The 17,271-nt window shown below is 57.8% G+C and carries 15 protein-coding genes and 3 tRNA genes; 2 read left to right on the top strand and 16 right to left on the bottom strand.

Going from position 1 to position 17,271, the window contains the following annotated elements; all coding sequences use genetic code 11:
- Positions 1-74 precede the first annotated feature (74 nt).
- From ampE to KGA97_RS13820, 3 genes are all read right to left on the bottom strand, one after another.
- Positions 75-911 (bottom strand): regulatory signaling modulator protein AmpE, encoded by an 837-nt coding sequence (ampE, locus tag KGA97_RS13830; protein ID WP_223480931.1) that lies wholly within the window; start codon positions 909-911, stop codon positions 75-77.
- A complete protein-coding gene (ampD, locus tag KGA97_RS13825) occupies positions 908-1,468 on the bottom strand; it encodes a 1,6-anhydro-N-acetylmuramyl-L-alanine amidase AmpD (protein WP_223480930.1) in 561 nt (186 codons plus the stop codon). The genes ampE and ampD overlap by 4 nt, the downstream gene beginning before the upstream one ends.
- A 64-nt stretch (positions 1,469-1,532) precedes the next feature.
- A complete protein-coding gene (locus tag KGA97_RS13820; protein WP_008036226.1) occupies positions 1,533-3,743 on the bottom strand; it encodes a DUF1631 domain-containing protein in 2,211 nt (736 codons plus the stop codon).
- Between the two features lie 360 nt (positions 3,744-4,103).
- Between KGA97_RS13820 and nadC the strand changes: the two genes are divergently transcribed.
- A complete protein-coding gene (nadC, locus tag KGA97_RS13815; protein WP_008024450.1) occupies positions 4,104-4,952 on the top strand; it encodes a carboxylating nicotinate-nucleotide diphosphorylase in 849 nt (282 codons plus the stop codon).
- A 105-nt stretch (positions 4,953-5,057) separates the two neighbouring features.
- On the opposite strand, the gene KGA97_RS13810 is transcribed toward nadC, so the two are convergent.
- Positions 5,058-5,363, bottom strand: a complete 306-nt coding sequence (locus tag KGA97_RS13810; RefSeq protein ID WP_008024451.1) for a DUF6388 family protein — start codon at positions 5,361-5,363, stop codon at positions 5,058-5,060.
- Positions 5,364-5,679: 316 nt separating this feature from the next.
- On the opposite strand from KGA97_RS13810, the gene KGA97_RS13805 reads away from it, so the two are divergent.
- Positions 5,680-6,717 carry a hypothetical protein gene (locus KGA97_RS13805; RefSeq protein ID WP_223480929.1) on the top strand — a complete coding sequence of 346 codons (1,038 nt, stop codon included), beginning with the start codon at positions 5,680-5,682 and terminating at the stop codon, positions 6,715-6,717.
- Between the two features lie 7 nt (positions 6,718-6,724).
- On the opposite strand, the gene KGA97_RS13800 is transcribed toward KGA97_RS13805, so the two are convergent.
- The 12 genes from KGA97_RS13800 to tpiA all read right to left on the bottom strand — a co-directional run bounded on the left by KGA97_RS13800 (position 6,725) and on the right by tpiA (position 17,214).
- Positions 6,725-6,800: transfer RNA gene (locus KGA97_RS13800), tRNA-Thr, on the bottom strand.
- Positions 6,801-6,939: 139 nt separating this feature from the next.
- Positions 6,940-9,045, bottom strand: coding sequence for a polyribonucleotide nucleotidyltransferase (pnp, locus tag KGA97_RS13795; RefSeq protein ID WP_008024453.1), 2,106 nt, complete (start codon positions 9,043-9,045; stop codon positions 6,940-6,942).
- Positions 9,046-9,241: 196 nt separating this feature from the next.
- Positions 9,242-9,511: a 30S ribosomal protein S15 gene (rpsO, locus tag KGA97_RS13790; RefSeq protein WP_003177875.1), complete on the bottom strand. Its 270-nt coding sequence runs from the start codon at positions 9,509-9,511 to the stop codon at positions 9,242-9,244.
- A gap of 117 nt (positions 9,512-9,628) precedes the next feature.
- On the bottom strand, positions 9,629-10,546 hold the full coding sequence (truB, locus tag KGA97_RS13785; RefSeq protein WP_223480928.1) for a tRNA pseudouridine(55) synthase TruB: 918 nt from the start codon (positions 10,544-10,546) through the stop codon (positions 9,629-9,631).
- 3 nt (positions 10,547-10,549) lie between these two features.
- The gene (rbfA, locus tag KGA97_RS13780; protein ID WP_008024456.1) at positions 10,550-10,951 is read right to left on the bottom strand and encodes a 30S ribosome-binding factor RbfA; all 402 of its coding nucleotides are present in this window, start codon (positions 10,949-10,951) and stop codon (positions 10,550-10,552) included.
- 159 nt (positions 10,952-11,110) lie between these two features.
- Positions 11,111-13,639 carry a translation initiation factor IF-2 gene (gene infB / locus KGA97_RS13775; RefSeq protein ID WP_192417423.1) on the bottom strand — a complete coding sequence of 843 codons (2,529 nt, stop codon included), beginning with the start codon at positions 13,637-13,639 and terminating at the stop codon, positions 11,111-11,113.
- A 27-nt stretch (positions 13,640-13,666) separates the two neighbouring features.
- Positions 13,667-15,148 carry a transcription termination factor NusA gene (nusA, locus tag KGA97_RS13770; RefSeq protein WP_008024459.1) on the bottom strand — a complete coding sequence of 494 codons (1,482 nt, stop codon included), beginning with the start codon at positions 15,146-15,148 and terminating at the stop codon, positions 13,667-13,669.
- A gap of 47 nt (positions 15,149-15,195) precedes the next feature.
- The gene (rimP, locus tag KGA97_RS13765; protein WP_032828556.1) at positions 15,196-15,654 is read right to left on the bottom strand and encodes a ribosome maturation factor RimP; all 459 of its coding nucleotides are present in this window, start codon (positions 15,652-15,654) and stop codon (positions 15,196-15,198) included.
- A 138-nt stretch (positions 15,655-15,792) separates the two neighbouring features.
- Positions 15,793-15,869: transfer RNA gene (locus KGA97_RS13760), tRNA-Met, on the bottom strand.
- A gap of 96 nt (positions 15,870-15,965) precedes the next feature.
- Positions 15,966-16,051 (bottom strand) — tRNA-Leu (locus KGA97_RS13755).
- A gap of 22 nt (positions 16,052-16,073) precedes the next feature.
- Positions 16,074-16,457: a preprotein translocase subunit SecG gene (secG, locus tag KGA97_RS13750; RefSeq protein WP_017336473.1), complete on the bottom strand. Its 384-nt coding sequence runs from the start codon at positions 16,455-16,457 to the stop codon at positions 16,074-16,076.
- A 4-nt stretch (positions 16,458-16,461) separates the two neighbouring features.
- Entirely contained in the window at positions 16,462-17,214 is a 753-nt protein-coding gene (gene tpiA / locus KGA97_RS13745; RefSeq protein ID WP_223480927.1) for a triose-phosphate isomerase, read from the bottom strand.
- Positions 17,215-17,271 lie beyond the last annotated feature (57 nt).

Here is a 17,271-nt window from a genome sequence, read left to right as displayed (position 1 = left end):
GCTGCGCCTCGGTGTTTCAGGTACACCGCATCGATGCCATCGCCGGCAAGCCGGCTCCTACAAGGGGGTGGTGTTTAGCGGAGGACTGTCCACAGCGCGAAACCGGCGTACCAGAGCACTGCCGCACGCAGCAGCAGCTCCCAGATCCGGTCGAGGCTGTTGATGCCATCGGGCCCGACCACCGGCGCAGGAATTTCACCGGCCACCAGCCCGACCTTCTCGATCAGTTGGGCGGCACTGATGTTCCAGTTCAGCAGTTCGCTCAGCATCACCCGACTGACGGCGACAAAGTTGCCGACCAGCGCAAAACTCGCCGCCAACAGACGCACCGGCACCCAATCGAAGGCGTGACGCAGTTGTGCGGCGCGCTCGACGACGGCCGGGTTCTGCCCGTGTTCTTCGGCGAGGGCCAGCAGTCGATAGCTCAGCGCCGCCACCGGGCCCAGCAGGAAATACCAGAAAATCACCGCAAAAAAACTCTGGTACGCCTCCCAGAGCAGATGCCCCTCAACCCGTTCCAGTAGTTGCTCGCCGTTTTCGGCACAAATGTCCAGGTCACGTTTCGCTACATGAGCGGCAGCTTGCAGGTCTTCCCGGCGCCAGGCATCGCGAAACGGTCCGAGATCGGCCAGCAGATCACCGCGCCCCAGGCTATAAATCACCACCAGCAAATGCACCGGCAACGCCAACAGACCGTAAGCGACCGGCTCCAGCACCACCAGCAGCAACCCCAGCAGTGCCACCGGCAGCAGCACCAGAATCAGCAAAATCAACCACGGGCGATTGACCATACGCGGGTTGGCTTCAAGCTTGTGCAACTCGGCCACCCAACCGCCATCACGTTGAACCCGATGGCGCAGGGCCGAGAACTTCTCGATCCAGACCGCCAACAGCAACACCAGAAAACTCATTGTGGTTCCTCTTTAGCCAGGGCCGCGCGATAACGCGCCCAGTCGAACGCAGGTCCGGGATCCGTCTTGCGCCCCGGCGCGATGTCGCTATGCCCGCAGATGCGCTGCGCGGTGATGCCCGTAAAAGCGCTTTGCAGTTGCAAGGTCAGGGCCGTCAACGCGTCATATTGAGCATCGGTGAACGGCAGATCATCCGTGCCTTCAAGCTCGATGCCCACGGAAAAATCGTTACAGGTTTCCCGGCCGTCGAAACTCGACACACCGGCATGCCAGGCGCGTTCAAGACAAGAGACAAACTGAGTGACGGTGCCGTCACGCTCAATCAGAAAATGCGCAGACACCCGTAGGTCAGCGATCCCTTCAAAGTAGGGATGCTCTGTGACATCCAGCCGGTTCTGGAAAAATTCCTGCACCTTGCCGGTGGCAAACTGCGCCGGCGGCAGACTGATGTTGTGGATCACCAGCAGGGAAATTTCGCCCGTGGGGCGCGCATTGAAGTTGGGTGAAGGGCATACGTTCACGCCCTGACACCAACCGCTCGCGGGGTCCAACTGCATACAGGTTCCTTCAACGACGACTGTGTTGGTGCCCAGTATGCCGCGATAGACCCTCGGCGCGCGATCACTTGCCGCGATTGAGCCGCCGCAGGTTGCCGACCACCGACTCCAGGGCCCGATCGAACAGCAAGGTGTCGTCGAGGGTGCGCACCGCGCCACGACGAAAATCCAGTGCCAGCCCGGTACGGCTGCGCTCCAGCACTTTCATGCCGGTGCGGTTGACGAAAATGTACTTGCCCGTGGCTTCGATGATCGCGGCGAGCTTGCAGCGCAGGGTGTTTTCCTCATCTTCCTGAAATTCGACCCAGCAGCCCGCGTGCAACTGATCGACCTGAAGCAGGCCCGGATCATCCGCCGGCAAGCGCACCGAGACCGATTCCACCGGCCCTTCGTCGGCGGTGAGCAGCACGATTTCTTCGCGCACTTCAACCATCAGCGGCGCATCGGCAGGACGGGTGGCAGCCGGTGCCTGGTCCGCTCGTTCGAACAGTTGAACGTGCAAGCCTTCCAGCTCGCTGAAAAACTCTCCGGTGGCGAACGGATCGAACGCCGAACTGCTCAACCCGTCGCGCAAGGACTTGAGCAACCCCGGCACCAGCGCCAACAGGCGCAGGCTTGCGTCAGCGTCGTCATGGCGCTGCACGCTCCAGATCAATTGCTCCATGGTTTGCACATCCGCATGCCACTCGGCGGACTGATCGCCGTGCTTGAGGCAGGTCAGCAGCAGCACCTGGCTCCAGGCGTCCTGAACAAACGCCACCACCCGTTGCGGCAGCACTTTGCCCAACAACGCCTGATTCAACGCCAGCTCGACGCGTTGCCGGGCCAGTTCGGTTTTGGCGCGGCCCTCTTCGGCGTCGCGGGTACGCTGCTCCAACAAATCGCTGCGACGACGCTCGTCGCTGGTGAACGCCAGAAAATCCGCCAGCAATTCGGAGAAGATCGCCGGATCGTCGACAAAGTCGTTCAACAAACGCTGCACCACTTGCTCGATGCGCAGGTACAGGCTGTCGCGCTCGTGGTCATCGCACTCGCCCCAGCCCAGGGCCGCGGCGGCGATTTCGTTGAGCAGACGGCGGGCCGGGTGACTGCTGCGGCTGAAGAAACTCTTGTCGATCACCGCCACTTTCAGCATCGGGATCTGCAAGCGCCCGATCAGCGCCTTGAGAGAATCCGGCAGATTGCGGTCATCGAGGATGCATTCGAAGAGCATGGCGATCAGGTTGATCACATCTTCGTCAGCGACGCCGACTACACGCGACTTGCCACTTTTGACGCTGACCCGGGTCAGCAGTTGCTCAAGCTGGTTTCGCAGGTCGAATTCGTCCTGGACCGCCGGAGCCGGCACGTACTGCTGCAAGTGCGAGAGCAGCCGCAGCAGGTCGCGGGTGGATATCGGTTGCGTCTGAGCACTGGTTTCCAGCGTTGGCGCGACACTGCCACGCACGTGGAGCAGCAATTCCTGCAATGCCGCGAACACTTCCTGCACGCTGTCGTCGATTGGCGTGCTGTCCCAACGGTTGCCAGCCTCGTCGGGCTCGGCACGAACACTGGCCTGCGCACGATCAATGGCACGCCGATTCGGGGCCGGCTTCAGGTCGGGCAATATGCCGGTGGCGATCAATATCTGATTGGCTTCGGTGTAGAGCTGATCGGCATCACTGAGCACATAACGCTCGAAAAGCTTGAGGATGATCAACTTGACCTTGATCTCGACCCCCAGGTTGCGCCCGGCCTGCATGAAATACTCACAGAGCATCGCCGGGCCCAGGGGATTGCGCGTAGTCACCAGCTGCTTGCCCAGCAACGTGCTGAGCCGGGCGGTCAATTGATCAAGCGCAAAACCGTCACGGCTCAGCACTTTATTGACCATGGCCTCCACTGCCACGCGACGTTCCAGCTCATCACCGGACTGTTGCGCCTGAATATCGAGGGTCAATGTCTGCGGCAAGACCGTCTGAATACTGCCTGCGAGACCGACAAACGCTTCGAAGAACTGTTCGAGAAACGCCCGCTCGATATTTTTGCGCTTGAGGCGCAAATCGCGCATGGCTTCAAAAAAGATGTTCTGCTCGACGTCATTGCGGGCCCGGTCAGCCATTTCGAACAGCGTGTCGTCGGCGTTATCGAACAGTTCCTGCAGAGCATGCCGGAGCTGTTGAGCGGCCTTGTCGCGAACCTGAAGCAGAATCACAGGCAGGCGGGCGAGCGGCGAGTGACTCGCCTGATCGGTAGTTGCCTTGTGCAAAGGCACTACATTCCCGTCGTTGTGCATCCTGGCCTCCTGAAACGGTGATGCTTCGGTTCGGTTGGAAAGATCGAGTGCGCCAGCCTCACAGCCGCGCGCAACAGAAGACAATGCCCGCCCGCTGTCATTCAATAATCGGCGAACCAAAGACACGTCAAAGTCATGACGTCAAATGCAAGGCGCATTATCTTGCAAAAGATGTCCCGTATGCCAGCAGACTCTGTGTTTCTCTTTGAAATAGACGCCCGCAAAGGACCGCTGCTGAACCTCGCAGGCTCAAGAGATTCGACCAAATGCAGGTTTCAGAACGACCGGAAGGTCTCGCGCGCCTTGGGTTGCCCCGCGCCATGGCCCTATAATCGAGCCACTTTGTTTGTGGAGTCCGTTATGCCGAATCTACGTCTCGCCGATCTGACCGCCGAAATCGAAGCCAACGTACGCCGTGCGTTGCGCGAAGACATCGGCAGCGGCGACATCACCGCGCAGCTGATCCCGGCCGAACGCCTGGCCAAAGCCACCATCATCACGCGCGACGCCGCGGTCATCGCCGGCACCGCTTGGGTTGACGCGGTTTTCCGGCAACTGGACCCGCGGGTTGCCGTGCATTGGCAGGTGGCCGATGGCGAACGGGTGAAGCCCAATCAAGTGTTGTTCCACCTCGAAGGCCCTGCCCGCTCGCTGCTCACAGGCGAGCGCAGTGCGCTGAACTTCCTGCAATTGCTTTCCGGTGTGGCCACTCGTGCGCAATACCTGGCGGATTTCGTCGCCGAGACGCAGGTGAAGCTGCTCGACACCCGCAAAACCCTGCCGGGGCTGCGCCTGGCGCAAAAGTACGCCGTGACCTGCGGCGGCTGCCACAACCACCGCATCGGCCTGTACGACGCCTTCCTGATCAAGGAAAACCACATTGCTGCCAGCGGCGGCATCCCTGAAGCGATCAACGCCGCGCACAAGATCGCCCCGGGCAAACCGGTGGAGATCGAAGTGGAAAGCCTGGCGGAGCTGAAGGAAGCGCTTGCGGCGGGTGCCGACATCATCATGCTCGACGAGTTGAGCCTGGATGACATGCGCGAGGCCGTGCGCCTGAATGGCGGCAAGGCAAAACTGGAAGCCAGCGGCGGCATCAACGAAAGCACGCTGCTGCCGATCGCCGAAACCGGGGTGGATTACATTTCGATTGGTGCGATGACCAAGGACGTGAAGGCTGTCGATCTGTCGATGCGTTTAAGCCTCTGAAATCTCCTGAACGACATGAAACTGTAGGGGCCGGCTTGCTGGCGATCCTGGCGACGCGGTTTACCCGTTACGCCGCCTTCGCCAGCAAGCCGGCTCCTACAAGGGTCAGACCACCAGATTATTCATCTCGCAGTACTCTTCCCACTCGACGCCCAATACCTCGGCCGCCTCTTTGTGCAGCACCAGTCGCGCCGCTTCAAACTCTTCCGGGCTCGAGGTGTACTTGAGCGTCAGCTCCCACGGCTGCAGGCCCTGCGCTTCTGCTTCATCCTCAAACGCCCATTGAATCTGGTCTTTCTGATCGTCGGCGGGCAAGTCCTTGATCTCTTCCAGCAGTTGGGGCGCGTCCAGCACGTACTTCTTCAGCGCTTCTTCGTGCCTGGCTTCCTGGGTCAATTCTTTAACGGTCATGTCGTTCTCGCTGATCGGGGGAATGGAAGATGGATCTGGATCATCAAGGATCTCTCTGACGCAAAAAACCGTGTGAAGCCCGGTTTGTCTGGCCTTCAGAACCATTCGTGGATCATTTGAAAACTGCAGGGTGATGCTCGTGCAATGTCCGAATATAGGACGTTTGGAAGACGATTTATATGGACTTTTACATCAAATCTACAAAAAAAATGCCGAGCGGTTTTTCTGAAAATATTCCCTCGCCACACAGGAACAACCTTCAAAAAGCAAAGTCATAGCGATGTGCCATCTAGGCACTTCACAAGGAACTCAGGTGATGCGTATTTTCAAGAAGCTTCCGTCTACCCTGTTGGCAACAGGCATGGCCGCCCTTTTTCTTGGCAACATGGCAATGGCCAATACGGCCCAAGCCGGTCTGGAGTTCGCCTCAGACAACCCTTCCTCCACCGACAGCTTCCTCGTCTTTCACAGACTGTATGGTAAAGACGTCATGGTCAGGAGCAATCTCAGTGTCGAGGGTGTGGAAACACTGCAACGCACCGCTAAAACCAACACGGATGACATCAAGGAACTCAAGAATCTCCTCGAAGCGCAGGCTCGTCTCATCGAGGAACTCAAGCGCAACAACGGAACAAGCTCCAGTTCGAGTGCCAGTGAGATAACCAACCTCAAACGCACTGCCACCGAACAGGACAAGGACCTGAAAGAACTCACCAAGCAATTGGAGGAGTTCAAACGCAACAGTGGTTCGAGTTCCAGCTCCAGTTCCAGCGACGTGGCCAACCTCAAGCGCACGCTCACTGAACAGGAAACCGGCCTGAGAAACCTCGCCAAAGCAGTGGACGAACTCAAGCGCAACAGCAGCTCGAACTCCGGTTCAAGCGCCAGTACCAGCGAAGTGAGCGACCTCAAGCGCACGGTCAGTGAACAGGACAACGGCCTGAAAAACCTCGCCAAAGCGGTGGATGATCTCAAGCGCAGCAGCAGCTCGAATTCCGGTTCAAGCGCCAGTTCCAGCGAAGTGAGCGACCTCAAGCGCACGGTCAGTGAACAGGACAACGGCCTGAAAAAGCTCGCCAGCCAAATGGACGATCTCAAGCGCAGCAGCGGCTCGAACTCCAGTTCAAGCTCCAGCTCCAGCGAAGTGAGCGACCTCAAGCGCACCGTCAGCGCACAGGACAACGACTTGAAAAGGCTCGCCAGTCAGGTGGAAGACTTGAAGCGTAGCGCCGGGTCGAGCTCCAGCGCGAGTTCCAGCGACCTGTCCAGCCTCAAGCGGGACGTCAGCAATCAGGACAGCCAACTGGATCAGCTGAAACGTGCCGTGGATGATCTGAGAAGCAAGGTGAAATAACAGGGGATGGTGCCCGAGACAGGAATCGAACCTGCGACCTTCGCGTTACGAGTGCGCTGCTCTACCGGCTGAGCTACACGGGCGGTGAGCTAAACCTAGCATCGAGATTGGAAGCGGGCAAATCCACAAATCGTTTCCAGTTTTCGCAGACAAAAAAATGCCCCGCAGTTTTCACTGCGGGGCATTTTTTATAACGTTGAAGCGGTCAGGCGTGGGGAGTGATTAAACGCCCGAAGCCTTGGCTGCTGCTACGTCTTTGATGGAGAGCTTGATACGGCCGCGGTTGTCCACGTCCAGTACCAGCACTTCCACTTCCTGGCCTTCTTTCAGGATGTCGGTCACTTTCTCAACGCGAGCATCGCTCAGCATCGAGATGTGAACCAGACCGTCCTTGCCCGGCAGGATGTTGACGAATGCGCCGAAGTCGACGATGCGCTCAACTTTACCGACGTAGATCTTGCCGATTTCAGCTTCTGCGGTGATGCCCAGAACGCGCTGACGTGCTGCTTCAGCCGCTTCCTTGGTTTCGCCGAAGATCTTGATCGAGCCGTCGTCTTCGATGTCGATCGAAGCCTTGGTCTCTTCACAGATCGCACGAATGGTCGCGCCGCCTTTACCGATGACATCACGGATTTTGTCGGTGTCGATTTTCATCGCGATCATGGTCGGAGCGTTTTCCGACAGTTCGGTACGCGACTGGCCAATGATCTGGTTCATCTGACCGAGGATGTTCAGGCGCGCTTCCAGGGCTTGGCCCAGAGCGATCTCCATGATTTCTTCGGTGATGCCTTTGATCTTGATGTCCATCTGCAGCGCGGTAACACCTTTGGCGGTACCAGCTACTTTGAAGTCCATGTCGCCGAGGTGGTCTTCGTCACCCAGGATGTCGGTCAGGACAGCGAATTTCTCGCCTTCTTTAACCAGACCCATCGCGATACCGGCAACGGGTGCCTTCATCGGAACGCCAGCGTCCATCAGGGCCAGGGAAGCGCCGCAGACCGAAGCCATGGAGCTCGAACCGTTGGACTCGGTGATTTCCGATACAACACGGATGGTGTACGGGAACACGTCGGCAGCAGGCAGCATGGCCTGAACCGAACGACGGGCCAGACGGCCGTGACCGATTTCGCGACGACCAGCGCCACCCATGCGACCACACTCACCTACCGAGAACGGAGGGAAGTTGTAGTGCAGCATGAACGGGTCTTTTTTCTCGCCTTCCAGGGTGTCCAGCAGTTGTGCGTCACGGGCGGTGCCCAGTGTTGCAACGACCAGAGCCTGGGTTTCGCCACGGGTGAACAGAGCCGAACCGTGGGTCTTTGGCAGAACACCGACTTCGATGTTCAAAGGACGTACGGTCTTGGTGTCGCGGCCGTCGATACGTGGCTTGCCGTTAACGATGTTTTCGCGAACGGTGCGGTATTCGATTTCGCCGAAAGCAGCTTTGACTTCGCTGGAAGAAGGCTGGCCTTCTTCACCGGACAGCTTGGCAACAACCTGGTCCTTCAGCTCACCCAGGCGAGCGTAACGGTCGGCCTTGATGGTGATGGTGTAAGCCTGGGAGATCGCGTCGCCGAACTCGGCACGGATAGCGCCCAGCAGAGCAGTGGCTTCTGGCTGTGGAGCCCAGGTCCAGGTCGGCTTGGCAGCTTCGGCGGCCAGTTCCTTGACGGCGTTGATCACCACCTGGAACTCGTCGTGAGCAAACAGTACCGCGCCCAGCATCTGGTCTTCGGTCAGCTCTTTGGCTTCCGATTCAACCATCAGAACGGCTTCCGAAGTACCGGCAACGACCATGTCCAGGCTCGATGCTTTCAGTTGTTCGTAAGTCGGGTTCAGCAGGTAGCCGGTGCTTTCGTGGAACGCAACGCGGGCAGCGCCGATCGGGCCATCGAAAGGAATGCCGGAGATGGCCAGCGCAGCCGAGGTACCGATCATCGCAGCGATATCCGGATCGGTCTTCTTGCTGGTGGAAACGACGGTGCAGACTACCTGCACTTCGTTCATGAAGCCTTCCGGGAACAGCGGACGGATCGGACGGTCGATCAGTCGGGAAGTCAGGGTTTCTTTCTCGGAAGGACGGCCTTCGCGCTTGAAGAAACCGCCAGGGATCTTACCGGCAGCGTAAGTCTTTTCCTGGTAGTGAACGGACAGAGGGAAGAAGCCCTTGCCTGGATCGGCTTGCTTGGCACCGACTACGGTCACCAATACGCTGACGTCGTCGTCAACGGTGACCAATACTGCGCCGGAGGCCTGACGGGCGATACGGCCAGTCTCGAGGGTAACGGTCGACTGACCGAACTGGAATTTTTTGATTACCGGGTTCACGGTGTCCTACCTTCTTTTGTGGCTCTTGGGGAACTTGTCTTCTTGCGAAATTCTTGGGCAATGTCGGGAATCGGCCCAACGCCTGTCCAGGGTAAAACGGTGTATCCAGATAAAACTTGAGGCTGGGAGCCTGCCATGCACCAGCGGGAAACCCACTGATGCACGGCAGACAACCAACCTCTAGCGCAATCGCTTATTAGCGACGCAGACCCAGGCGACCGATCAGAGTCTGATAACGACCCAGATCCTTGCCTTTCAGGTAGTCCAGCAGCTTACGACGCTGGTTTACCATGCGGATCAGACCACGACGGGAGTGGTGATCTTTACCGTTGGCCTTGAAGTGACCTTGCAGCTTGTTGATGTTGTGGGTCAGCAGTGCAACTTGCACTTCTGGCGAACCAGTGTCACCAACAGCTTGCTGGTAGTCAGCTACGATTTGAGCTTTTTCTTGAACGTCGAGAGCCATGAGGCAATCCTTTTATCAGGAAACTGTTTCAAAGAAACAGTTTCAACAGGCCAGGGACAAATCCCTGTATCTAAAAATGAGTAGTGACCGTGCCTGTTAACAGCCACCCTCGTCCGGTCATTCTGACCGAATCAATCGACGCGGCGCGATGCGCCCGTCTTCGCTCACTTCACCGATACCGATGAAGCGACCATTGTGATCCTGTACCCGTACCATGCCGAACTTCGGAGCATCCGGGGCGCGAACCGGCTGGCCGTTGAGCCAGTAGAACGCGCTCGCTTCCGAGAACTGCAGCAGTGGCCAATCCAGCAGGCCGCTGTCCGATGGCATCAGGAAGCGGTCGACTGCTTCGTTGCCACCTTCGGCATGTACCGCTTCCAGCTCTTCAAGCGTGACAGTCTGCGCCAGCGTGAAAGGCCCGGCCTGGGTACGTCGCAATTCAGCAACGTAAGCGCCACAACCGAGTTGCTCACCGATATCCTCCACCAGGGTGCGGATATAGGTGCCTTTGCTGCAATCCACCGCAAGCCGCGCAGTATCACCTTCAAAGGCCAGCAATTCCAAGCGCGCAATAGTAACAGAACGCGGTTCGCGCTCCACTACTTCGCCTGCACGTGCCAGCTTGTACAGCGGCTGGCCATCACGCTTGAGCGCCGAGTACATCGGCGGTATCTGACTGATTTGCCCACGAAAATTCGGCAGCACCGCTTCGACATCGGATCGACCAACGGTCACCGGGCGCTCCTGCAAAACTTCACCTTCGGCATCCGCCGTGGTGGTGGTTTTGCCTAGCTGCGCCAGGGTTTCATAACCCTTGTCGGAATCGAGCAGGTATTGCGAGAACTTGGTCGCCTCACCGAAGCACAACGGCAACACGCCGGTGGCCAGCGGATCAAGACTGCCGGTGTGCCCGGCCTTCTCGGCGTTCAGCAACCAGCGAACCTTCTGCAACGCTGCGTTGGAGGTGAACCCCAGCGGTTTGTCGAGCAGGATAATGCCGCTGACGTTACGACGGATACGTTTGACCTGAGCCACCGATTACTCCTTGGTGTCTTCGACTTCTGCCGCAACCGGGTGCTGATTGTCTTCAGCCACCGCACGCTCGATCAGGGCCGACAGGTGCGCACCACGCACGACGCTTTCGTCGTAGTGGAAGTGCAACTGCGGAACGCTGCGCAACTTCATTTCGCGGGCCAACTGCATACGCAGGAAACCGGCGGCGGAGTTGAGCACCTTGATGCTTTGCGCGATATCTTCGGCGCTGTCCTGGCCCATCACGGTGATGAAAATCTTGGCGTGACCGACGTCACGACTGACTTCAACAGCGGTAATGGTGACCAGGCCTACGCGCGGATCTTTGACTTCACGACGGATCAGCTGTGCCAGCTCACGCTGCATCTGATCGCCGATACGCTGGGTACGGCTATATTCTTTTGCCATGTCTTGTTACCTGTTACTGCCTCACGGTGAAACCCGTGGGGTCTGAAAGCGGCAAACGCCCGGCCTGACAAAAGCCAGACCGGGCGTTGCGTTTAGAGTCCTGACGCTGTGCCGCGCATTTGCATGCAGCGGCCCATCGTGGCCCTTGAAGTGCGCGAGTTAGAGGCTGCGAGCAACCTGAACCTTCTCGAAGACTTCGATCTTGTCACCGACTTTGACGTCGTTGTAGCTCTTCACGCCGATACCGCATTCCATGCCGGCACGTACTTCGGAAGCGTCATCCTTGAAGCGGCGCAGGGATTCCAGCTCGCCTTCGAAGATAACGATGTCTTCACGCAGTACACGGATTGGACGGTTACGGTGAACAACACCTTCGATAACCATGCAACCGGCGATCGCGCCAAACTTCGGCGAACGGAACACGTCACGCACTTCGGCCACACCCAGGATGTTCTCGCGAACATCACTGCCGAGCATACCGGTCAGGGCTTTCTTGACGTCTTCGATGATGTCGTAGATCACGTTGTAGTAACGCATATCCAGACCTTCCTGCTCGACGATCTTGCGAGCGCCGGCATCGGCACGCACGTTGAAGCCGAACAGTACAGCGTTGGAGGCCAGTGCCAGGTTAGCGTCGGACTCGGTGATACCACCGACACCGCCACCGACAACACGCACTTGCACTTCGTCGTTACCCAGGCCATTCAAGGCACCGTTCAACGCTTCCAGCGAACCACGGACGTCGGATTTGAGGACGATGTTGAGCGTCTTCTTCTCTTCCTGACCCATGTTCTCGAAGATGTTTTCAAGCTTGCCGGCGTGAGCACGGGCCAGCTTGACTTCGCGGAACTTGCCTTGACGGAACAGAGCCACTTCACGGGCTTTCTTCTCGTCGGCAACCACGCTCATCTCGTCGCCAGCATCCGGCGTACCGTCCAGGCCGAGGATCTCGACAGGGATGGAAGGACCGGCTTCTTTGATTGGCTTGCCGTTCTCGTCGAGCATGGCACGTACACGGCCATAGTTCGAACCGACCAGGACCATGTCGCCTTGGCGCAGGGTACCGTCTTGAACCAGAACGGTAGCAACCGGGCCACGACCTTTGTCGAGACGCGATTCAACCACAACGCCACGACCCGGAGCCGACGGAGTTGCTTTCAGTTCGAGAACTTCAGCTTGCAGCAGAACAGCTTCGAGCAACTCGTCCACGCCAGTACCGACTTTCGCCGAAACCGATACGAACGGGGTGTCGCCGCCCCACTCTTCCGAAGTCACGCCGTGAACCGACAGTTCGCTACGGATGCGATCGAGATCGGCGCCCGGCTTGTCGATTTTGTTCACAGCTACAACCAGCGGAACACCGGCAGCCTTGGCGTGCTGAACGGCTTCAACGGTCTGCGGCATCACGCCGTCGTCCGCTGCAACCACCAGGATCACGATGTCGGTCGCCTTGGCACCACGAGCACGCATAGCGGTAAACGCGGCGTGACCAGGGGTGTCGAGGAAGGTGACCATGCCGCGTTCGGTTTCAACGTGGTATGCACCGATGTGCTGGGTGATACCGCCGGCTTCGCCAGCAGCAACCTTGGCACGACGGATGTAGTCGAGCAGCGAGGTCTTACCGTGGTCAACGTGGCCCATTACGGTCACGACCGGAGCACGGGAGAACGCTTCACCTTCAAACTTCAGGGACTCGGCCAGGGAATCTTCCAGGGCGGTGTCGCTGACCAGGGTCACTTTGTGGCCCAGCTCTTCGGCAACCAGTTGGGCAGTTTCCTGATCCAGTACCTGGTTGATGGTCGCTGGGGTACCCAGTTTGAACATGAACTTGATGATTTCAGCAGCCTTGACCGACATCTGCTGGGCAAGATCGCCAACAGTGATGGTCTCGCCGATCTTCACTTCGCGCACTACAGGGCCGGTTGGGCTCTGGAAACCGTGAGCGTTGCGTTTCTTCAGCTTGGCCTTGCCGCGACCACCACGACGGAAGCCATCGCTTTCTTCGTCGGTAGTACGTGGCGCAACACGTGGAGCAGGCGCTTTCTCTTTAACCGAAGCACGATGCGGAGCGTTTTTGCGCTCGCCATCGCCACTGCCACGACGATTGTTATCGTCGGCACGTGGTTTGTCCGGACGGCGCTGTTCGTTCTGCTTGTTGCGAACATCAGCAGACGGAGCTGGAGCAGCTGCAATAACCGGAGCGCTTTCACGCACTGGCTCGGCAACGGCAACCGGCGCTGCAACAGCGTCGTTGGTAGCGGTTTGCGCAGCAGCAGGCTGGCGACGCGCTTCTTCTTCGGCGCGACGCTTGGCTTCTTCTTCAGCCTTCTGACGAGCAGCATTTTCTACTGCGCGACGTTCATCCAGTTCGCGTTTGCGCTCGGCTTCGATTTCTTCCGGGCTGCGCTGTACGAAAACTTTCTTTTTACGGACTTCAACACTGATGCTTTTGCTGCCAGCAACACGCAGGGTGCTGGTGGTTTTACGCTGCAGTGTGATCTTGCGTGGTTCTTCCACTTTCGCCTTGTGGCTGCTTTTCAAGTGAGTCAGCAAAGATTGCTTCTCACTGTCAGTCACATGTTCTTCGGCGGCGGTGTGCGGCAGACCTGCCTCACGCATCTGCTGCAACAGGCGCTCTACCGGTGTTTTGACCTCATCGGCCAGTTGTTTCACCGTGACTTGCGTCATGCACTTCTCTCCTCAGGCCGCGCCTAATTACTCGAACCAGTGGGCTCGGGCGGCCATGATCAACTTGCCGGCACGATCATCGTCAATGCCGTCGATGTCGAGCAGGTCGTCAATAGACTGCTCGGCCAGGTCTTCGCGGGTAATTACGCCGCGCACCGCCAGTTCCATCGCCAAATCCTTGTCCATACCCTCAAGCGAGAGCAGGTCTTCGGCCGGATGGGCGTCTGCCAGCTTTTCCTCAGTAGCGATGGCTTTGGTCAACAAACGATCCTTGGCACGAGCGCGAAGCTCGTTGACGGTTTCTTCGTCAAAGCCGTCGATGTTGAGCATTTCTTCCAACGGTACGTAGGCAATCTCTTCCAGGCTGGTGAAGCCTTCATCTACCAGCACCTGTGCCAGGTCTTCGTCGACTTCCAGCTCGTCGATGAAGTTGCGCAGGATGTCGCCGGTTTCTGCTTGCTGCTTAGCCTGGATGTCCGATTCGGTCATCACGTTCAGGGTCCAGCCAGTCAACTGGCTAGCCAGACGCACGTTCTGACCACCGCGACCGATGGCCTGAGCCAGATTGTCTGCGCCAACGGCGATGTCCATTGCATGGGCATCTTCGTCAACGATAATTGCCGCAACCTCAGCCGGGGACATGGCGTTGATTACGAACTGAGCCGGGTTGTCGTCCCACAGGACGATATCAACACGCTCACCGCCCAACTCACCCGACACTGCCTGGACGCGCGAACCGCGCATACCGATGCAAGCGCCCTGCGGGTCGATGCGTTTGTCCTTGGAGCGGACCGCGATTTTGGCGCGCGAACCCGGGTCACGGGAGGCAGCCATTACTTCGATCAGGCCTTCAGCGATTTCCGGCACTTCGATGCGGAACAACTCGATCAGCATTTCCGGCGCGGTACGCGACAGGATCAGCTGCGGGCCGCGGTTCTCGGTGCGGATTTCCTTGAGCAGCGCACGCAGACGCACGCCAACCCGGAAGGTTTCGCGAGAGATGATGTCTTCACGAGCCAGCAACGCTTCAGCGTTGTTGCCCAGGTCGACGATCACATTGTCGCGGGTCACTTTCTTCACGGTGCCGGAGATGATTTCCCCCAGGCGCTCGCGATAGGCGTCAACGACTTGAGCGCGCTCGGCTTCGCGAACTTTCTGCACGATGACTTGCTTGGCAGTCTGTGCAGCAATGCGGCCGAACTCGATGGATTCGATTTTTTCTTCGACTACATCACCAACCTGGGCACCAGGATGCGTTTCGGCAACCTTGCTCGGCCAGGTTTCGATGGCCGGATCGTCCAGGTCTGCTTCTTCGACAACCGTCCAGCGACGGAAGGTCTCGTAAGCACCGGTGTGGCGATTGATTTCCACACGCAGATCGACTTCGTCCTCGAAACGCTTTTTGGTAGCAGTGGCCAGAGCCAGCTCCAGCGCTTCAAAAATTACGTTTGCCGGTACGCCCTTTTCATTGGATACCGACTCAACAACCAGCAGTACTTCTTTGCTCATCGTACGCCTCGCCTTTCGCAAGCCATTGGATCCGCGGGATCCGCGTCTCAGTCAAAACTGGGAATAATGTTGGCCTTGTCGATCATATCGATCGGCAACAGGAACTCGTGGTCTTCTACCTGCACCACGACATCCTGCTCTTCTACACCGCGCAGAAGGCCCTGAAAGTTGCGTCGCCCTTCAAAAGGCGAGCGCAGCCTGATCTTCACTTGTTCACCGGCAAATTTTGCAAACTGCTCAATAGTGAACAGCGGGCGTTCCATGCCAGGCGAGGAAACTTCAAGGGTGTACTCAACGGCGATTGGATCTTCAACATCCAGGACACCGCTGATCTGACGGCTGACGATGGCGCAATCGTCCACCAGCACGCCGCCTTCTTTATCAATATAAACGCGCAACATTGAGTGGCGACCTTGAGCCGAAAACTCAATACCCCAGCATTCATAGCCTAGGGCCACGACCACCGGGGCCAACAAGGCCTGCAACTCTTCTAGCTTGCTCGACACCTGAACCCCCTCGTGCATGTATGTGCATGCTATGCAAAATAAAAAAATGGGCGAAACGCCCATCCTTGAAACGCCGTCGAACAGCGGCGTAGAAAGTGTCCAGCTAACAAAAAGCCCCTTAAAAGGGGCTCCTTAAACTGGTTGCGGGGGCCGGATTTGAACCGACGACCTTCGGGTTATGAGCCCGACGAGCTACCAGACTGCTCCACCCCGCGACAAAGCTGGGGCGGAAGTATACGACCGATCCCTGACAGGGTCAATGTAACCTTCCACCTACAAGAAAGCCCGCAACAGCGGGCTCTCCTGATAATTGGTACCGAGAAGGGGACTCGAACCCCTACACCCTATGGGCACAACCACCTCAAGGTTGCGTGTCTACCAATTCCACCACCTCGGCAATACTACGTTTGAAACCCTTCTTACTTCTGCTCTTGAGCTGGAGGTACGTCAGTCGCTGGAGTAGCCGACTTTTGCTCTTGAAGCACCGGTACATCATCAGAAGCCGGTTGTTGCTTTGGAACTTCCAACACTGCTGGATTTGGCAAACCTACTTGAGTCAGCTGGTGAGCCTTCTCTTTAGCAAAGTAACCTAACCCTAAGCTGGTTATGAAGAAACCGGCGGCAAGTATAGCAGTAAACTTACTAAGAAAGGTAGAGGAACCTTGGCTTCCGAACACAGTATTTGAAGCACCTGCTCCGAAAGACGCGCCAGCATCCGCACCCTTACCCTGCTGCAGCAATACCAGAGCAACTACGCCCAATGCACCCAGCAGATGAAAAACGACTACGACTGTTTCCAGCATTTTTTCAGTTTCCCGCGGCGCGAATAATCGCACCGAACTCATCTGCATTCAGGGAAGCTCCACCAATGAGCCCCCCATCGATATCCGGCATGCCGAACAGTTCGACCGCATTGGCCGCCTTCACGCTGCCGCCGTATAGAAGCCGCACACCTTGTGCGACCTCAGAATTCTCTGCCGCCAACTGAGCGCGAATGGCTGCGTGCACATCCTGCGCCTGTTGCGGCGAAGCAGTCAGCCCGGTGCCAATGGCCCAGACCGGCTCATAAGCAATGACTGCATTTGCAAAAGCACCAACACCCAGCTCCTCAATGATACTGCCAAGCTGACGCCCGACAACCTCAAGAGTTTTTCCAGCTTCGCGTTGCTCCAGGGTCTCCCCTATACACAACACTGGAATCAAGCCACATGCCTGTGCCGCTGCGAACTTGCGAATCAGCATTCCGTCCTGCTCGCCCATTTGGCGGCGCTCGGAATGCCCGACAAGTACAAAGGTACAACCTGCATCCACCAACTGACTCGGTGCAACTTCGCCGGTCAAAGCACCTTGCATGGATTCCACTGCAGAGTTCTGCGCGCCGACCGAAATCGACTTGCCTTTCAAACCATCAATCACTTGATTGATATGCAGGAAAGACGGGAATACCGCGACATCAACACCGCTCGGCAAGGCCAAATGACTCAGGCCGTTGATCAGCTCAGCGACGCTGGCGCGGGTACCGTGCATCTTCCAGTTACCAGCTACCATAGGGCGACGCATGCTGTACCTCGTCGGTCAAAGTGGGCGCAGATGTTACCCAACACAATCATGGCTGGC

The sequence above is a fragment of the Pseudomonas sp. BF-B-15 genome (assembly GCF_019946675.1).
Taxonomy (GTDB): Bacteria; Pseudomonadota; Gammaproteobacteria; order Pseudomonadales; family Pseudomonadaceae; genus Aquipseudomonas; species Aquipseudomonas migulae.
This window is presented reverse-complemented; position numbering and strand designations above follow the sequence as displayed.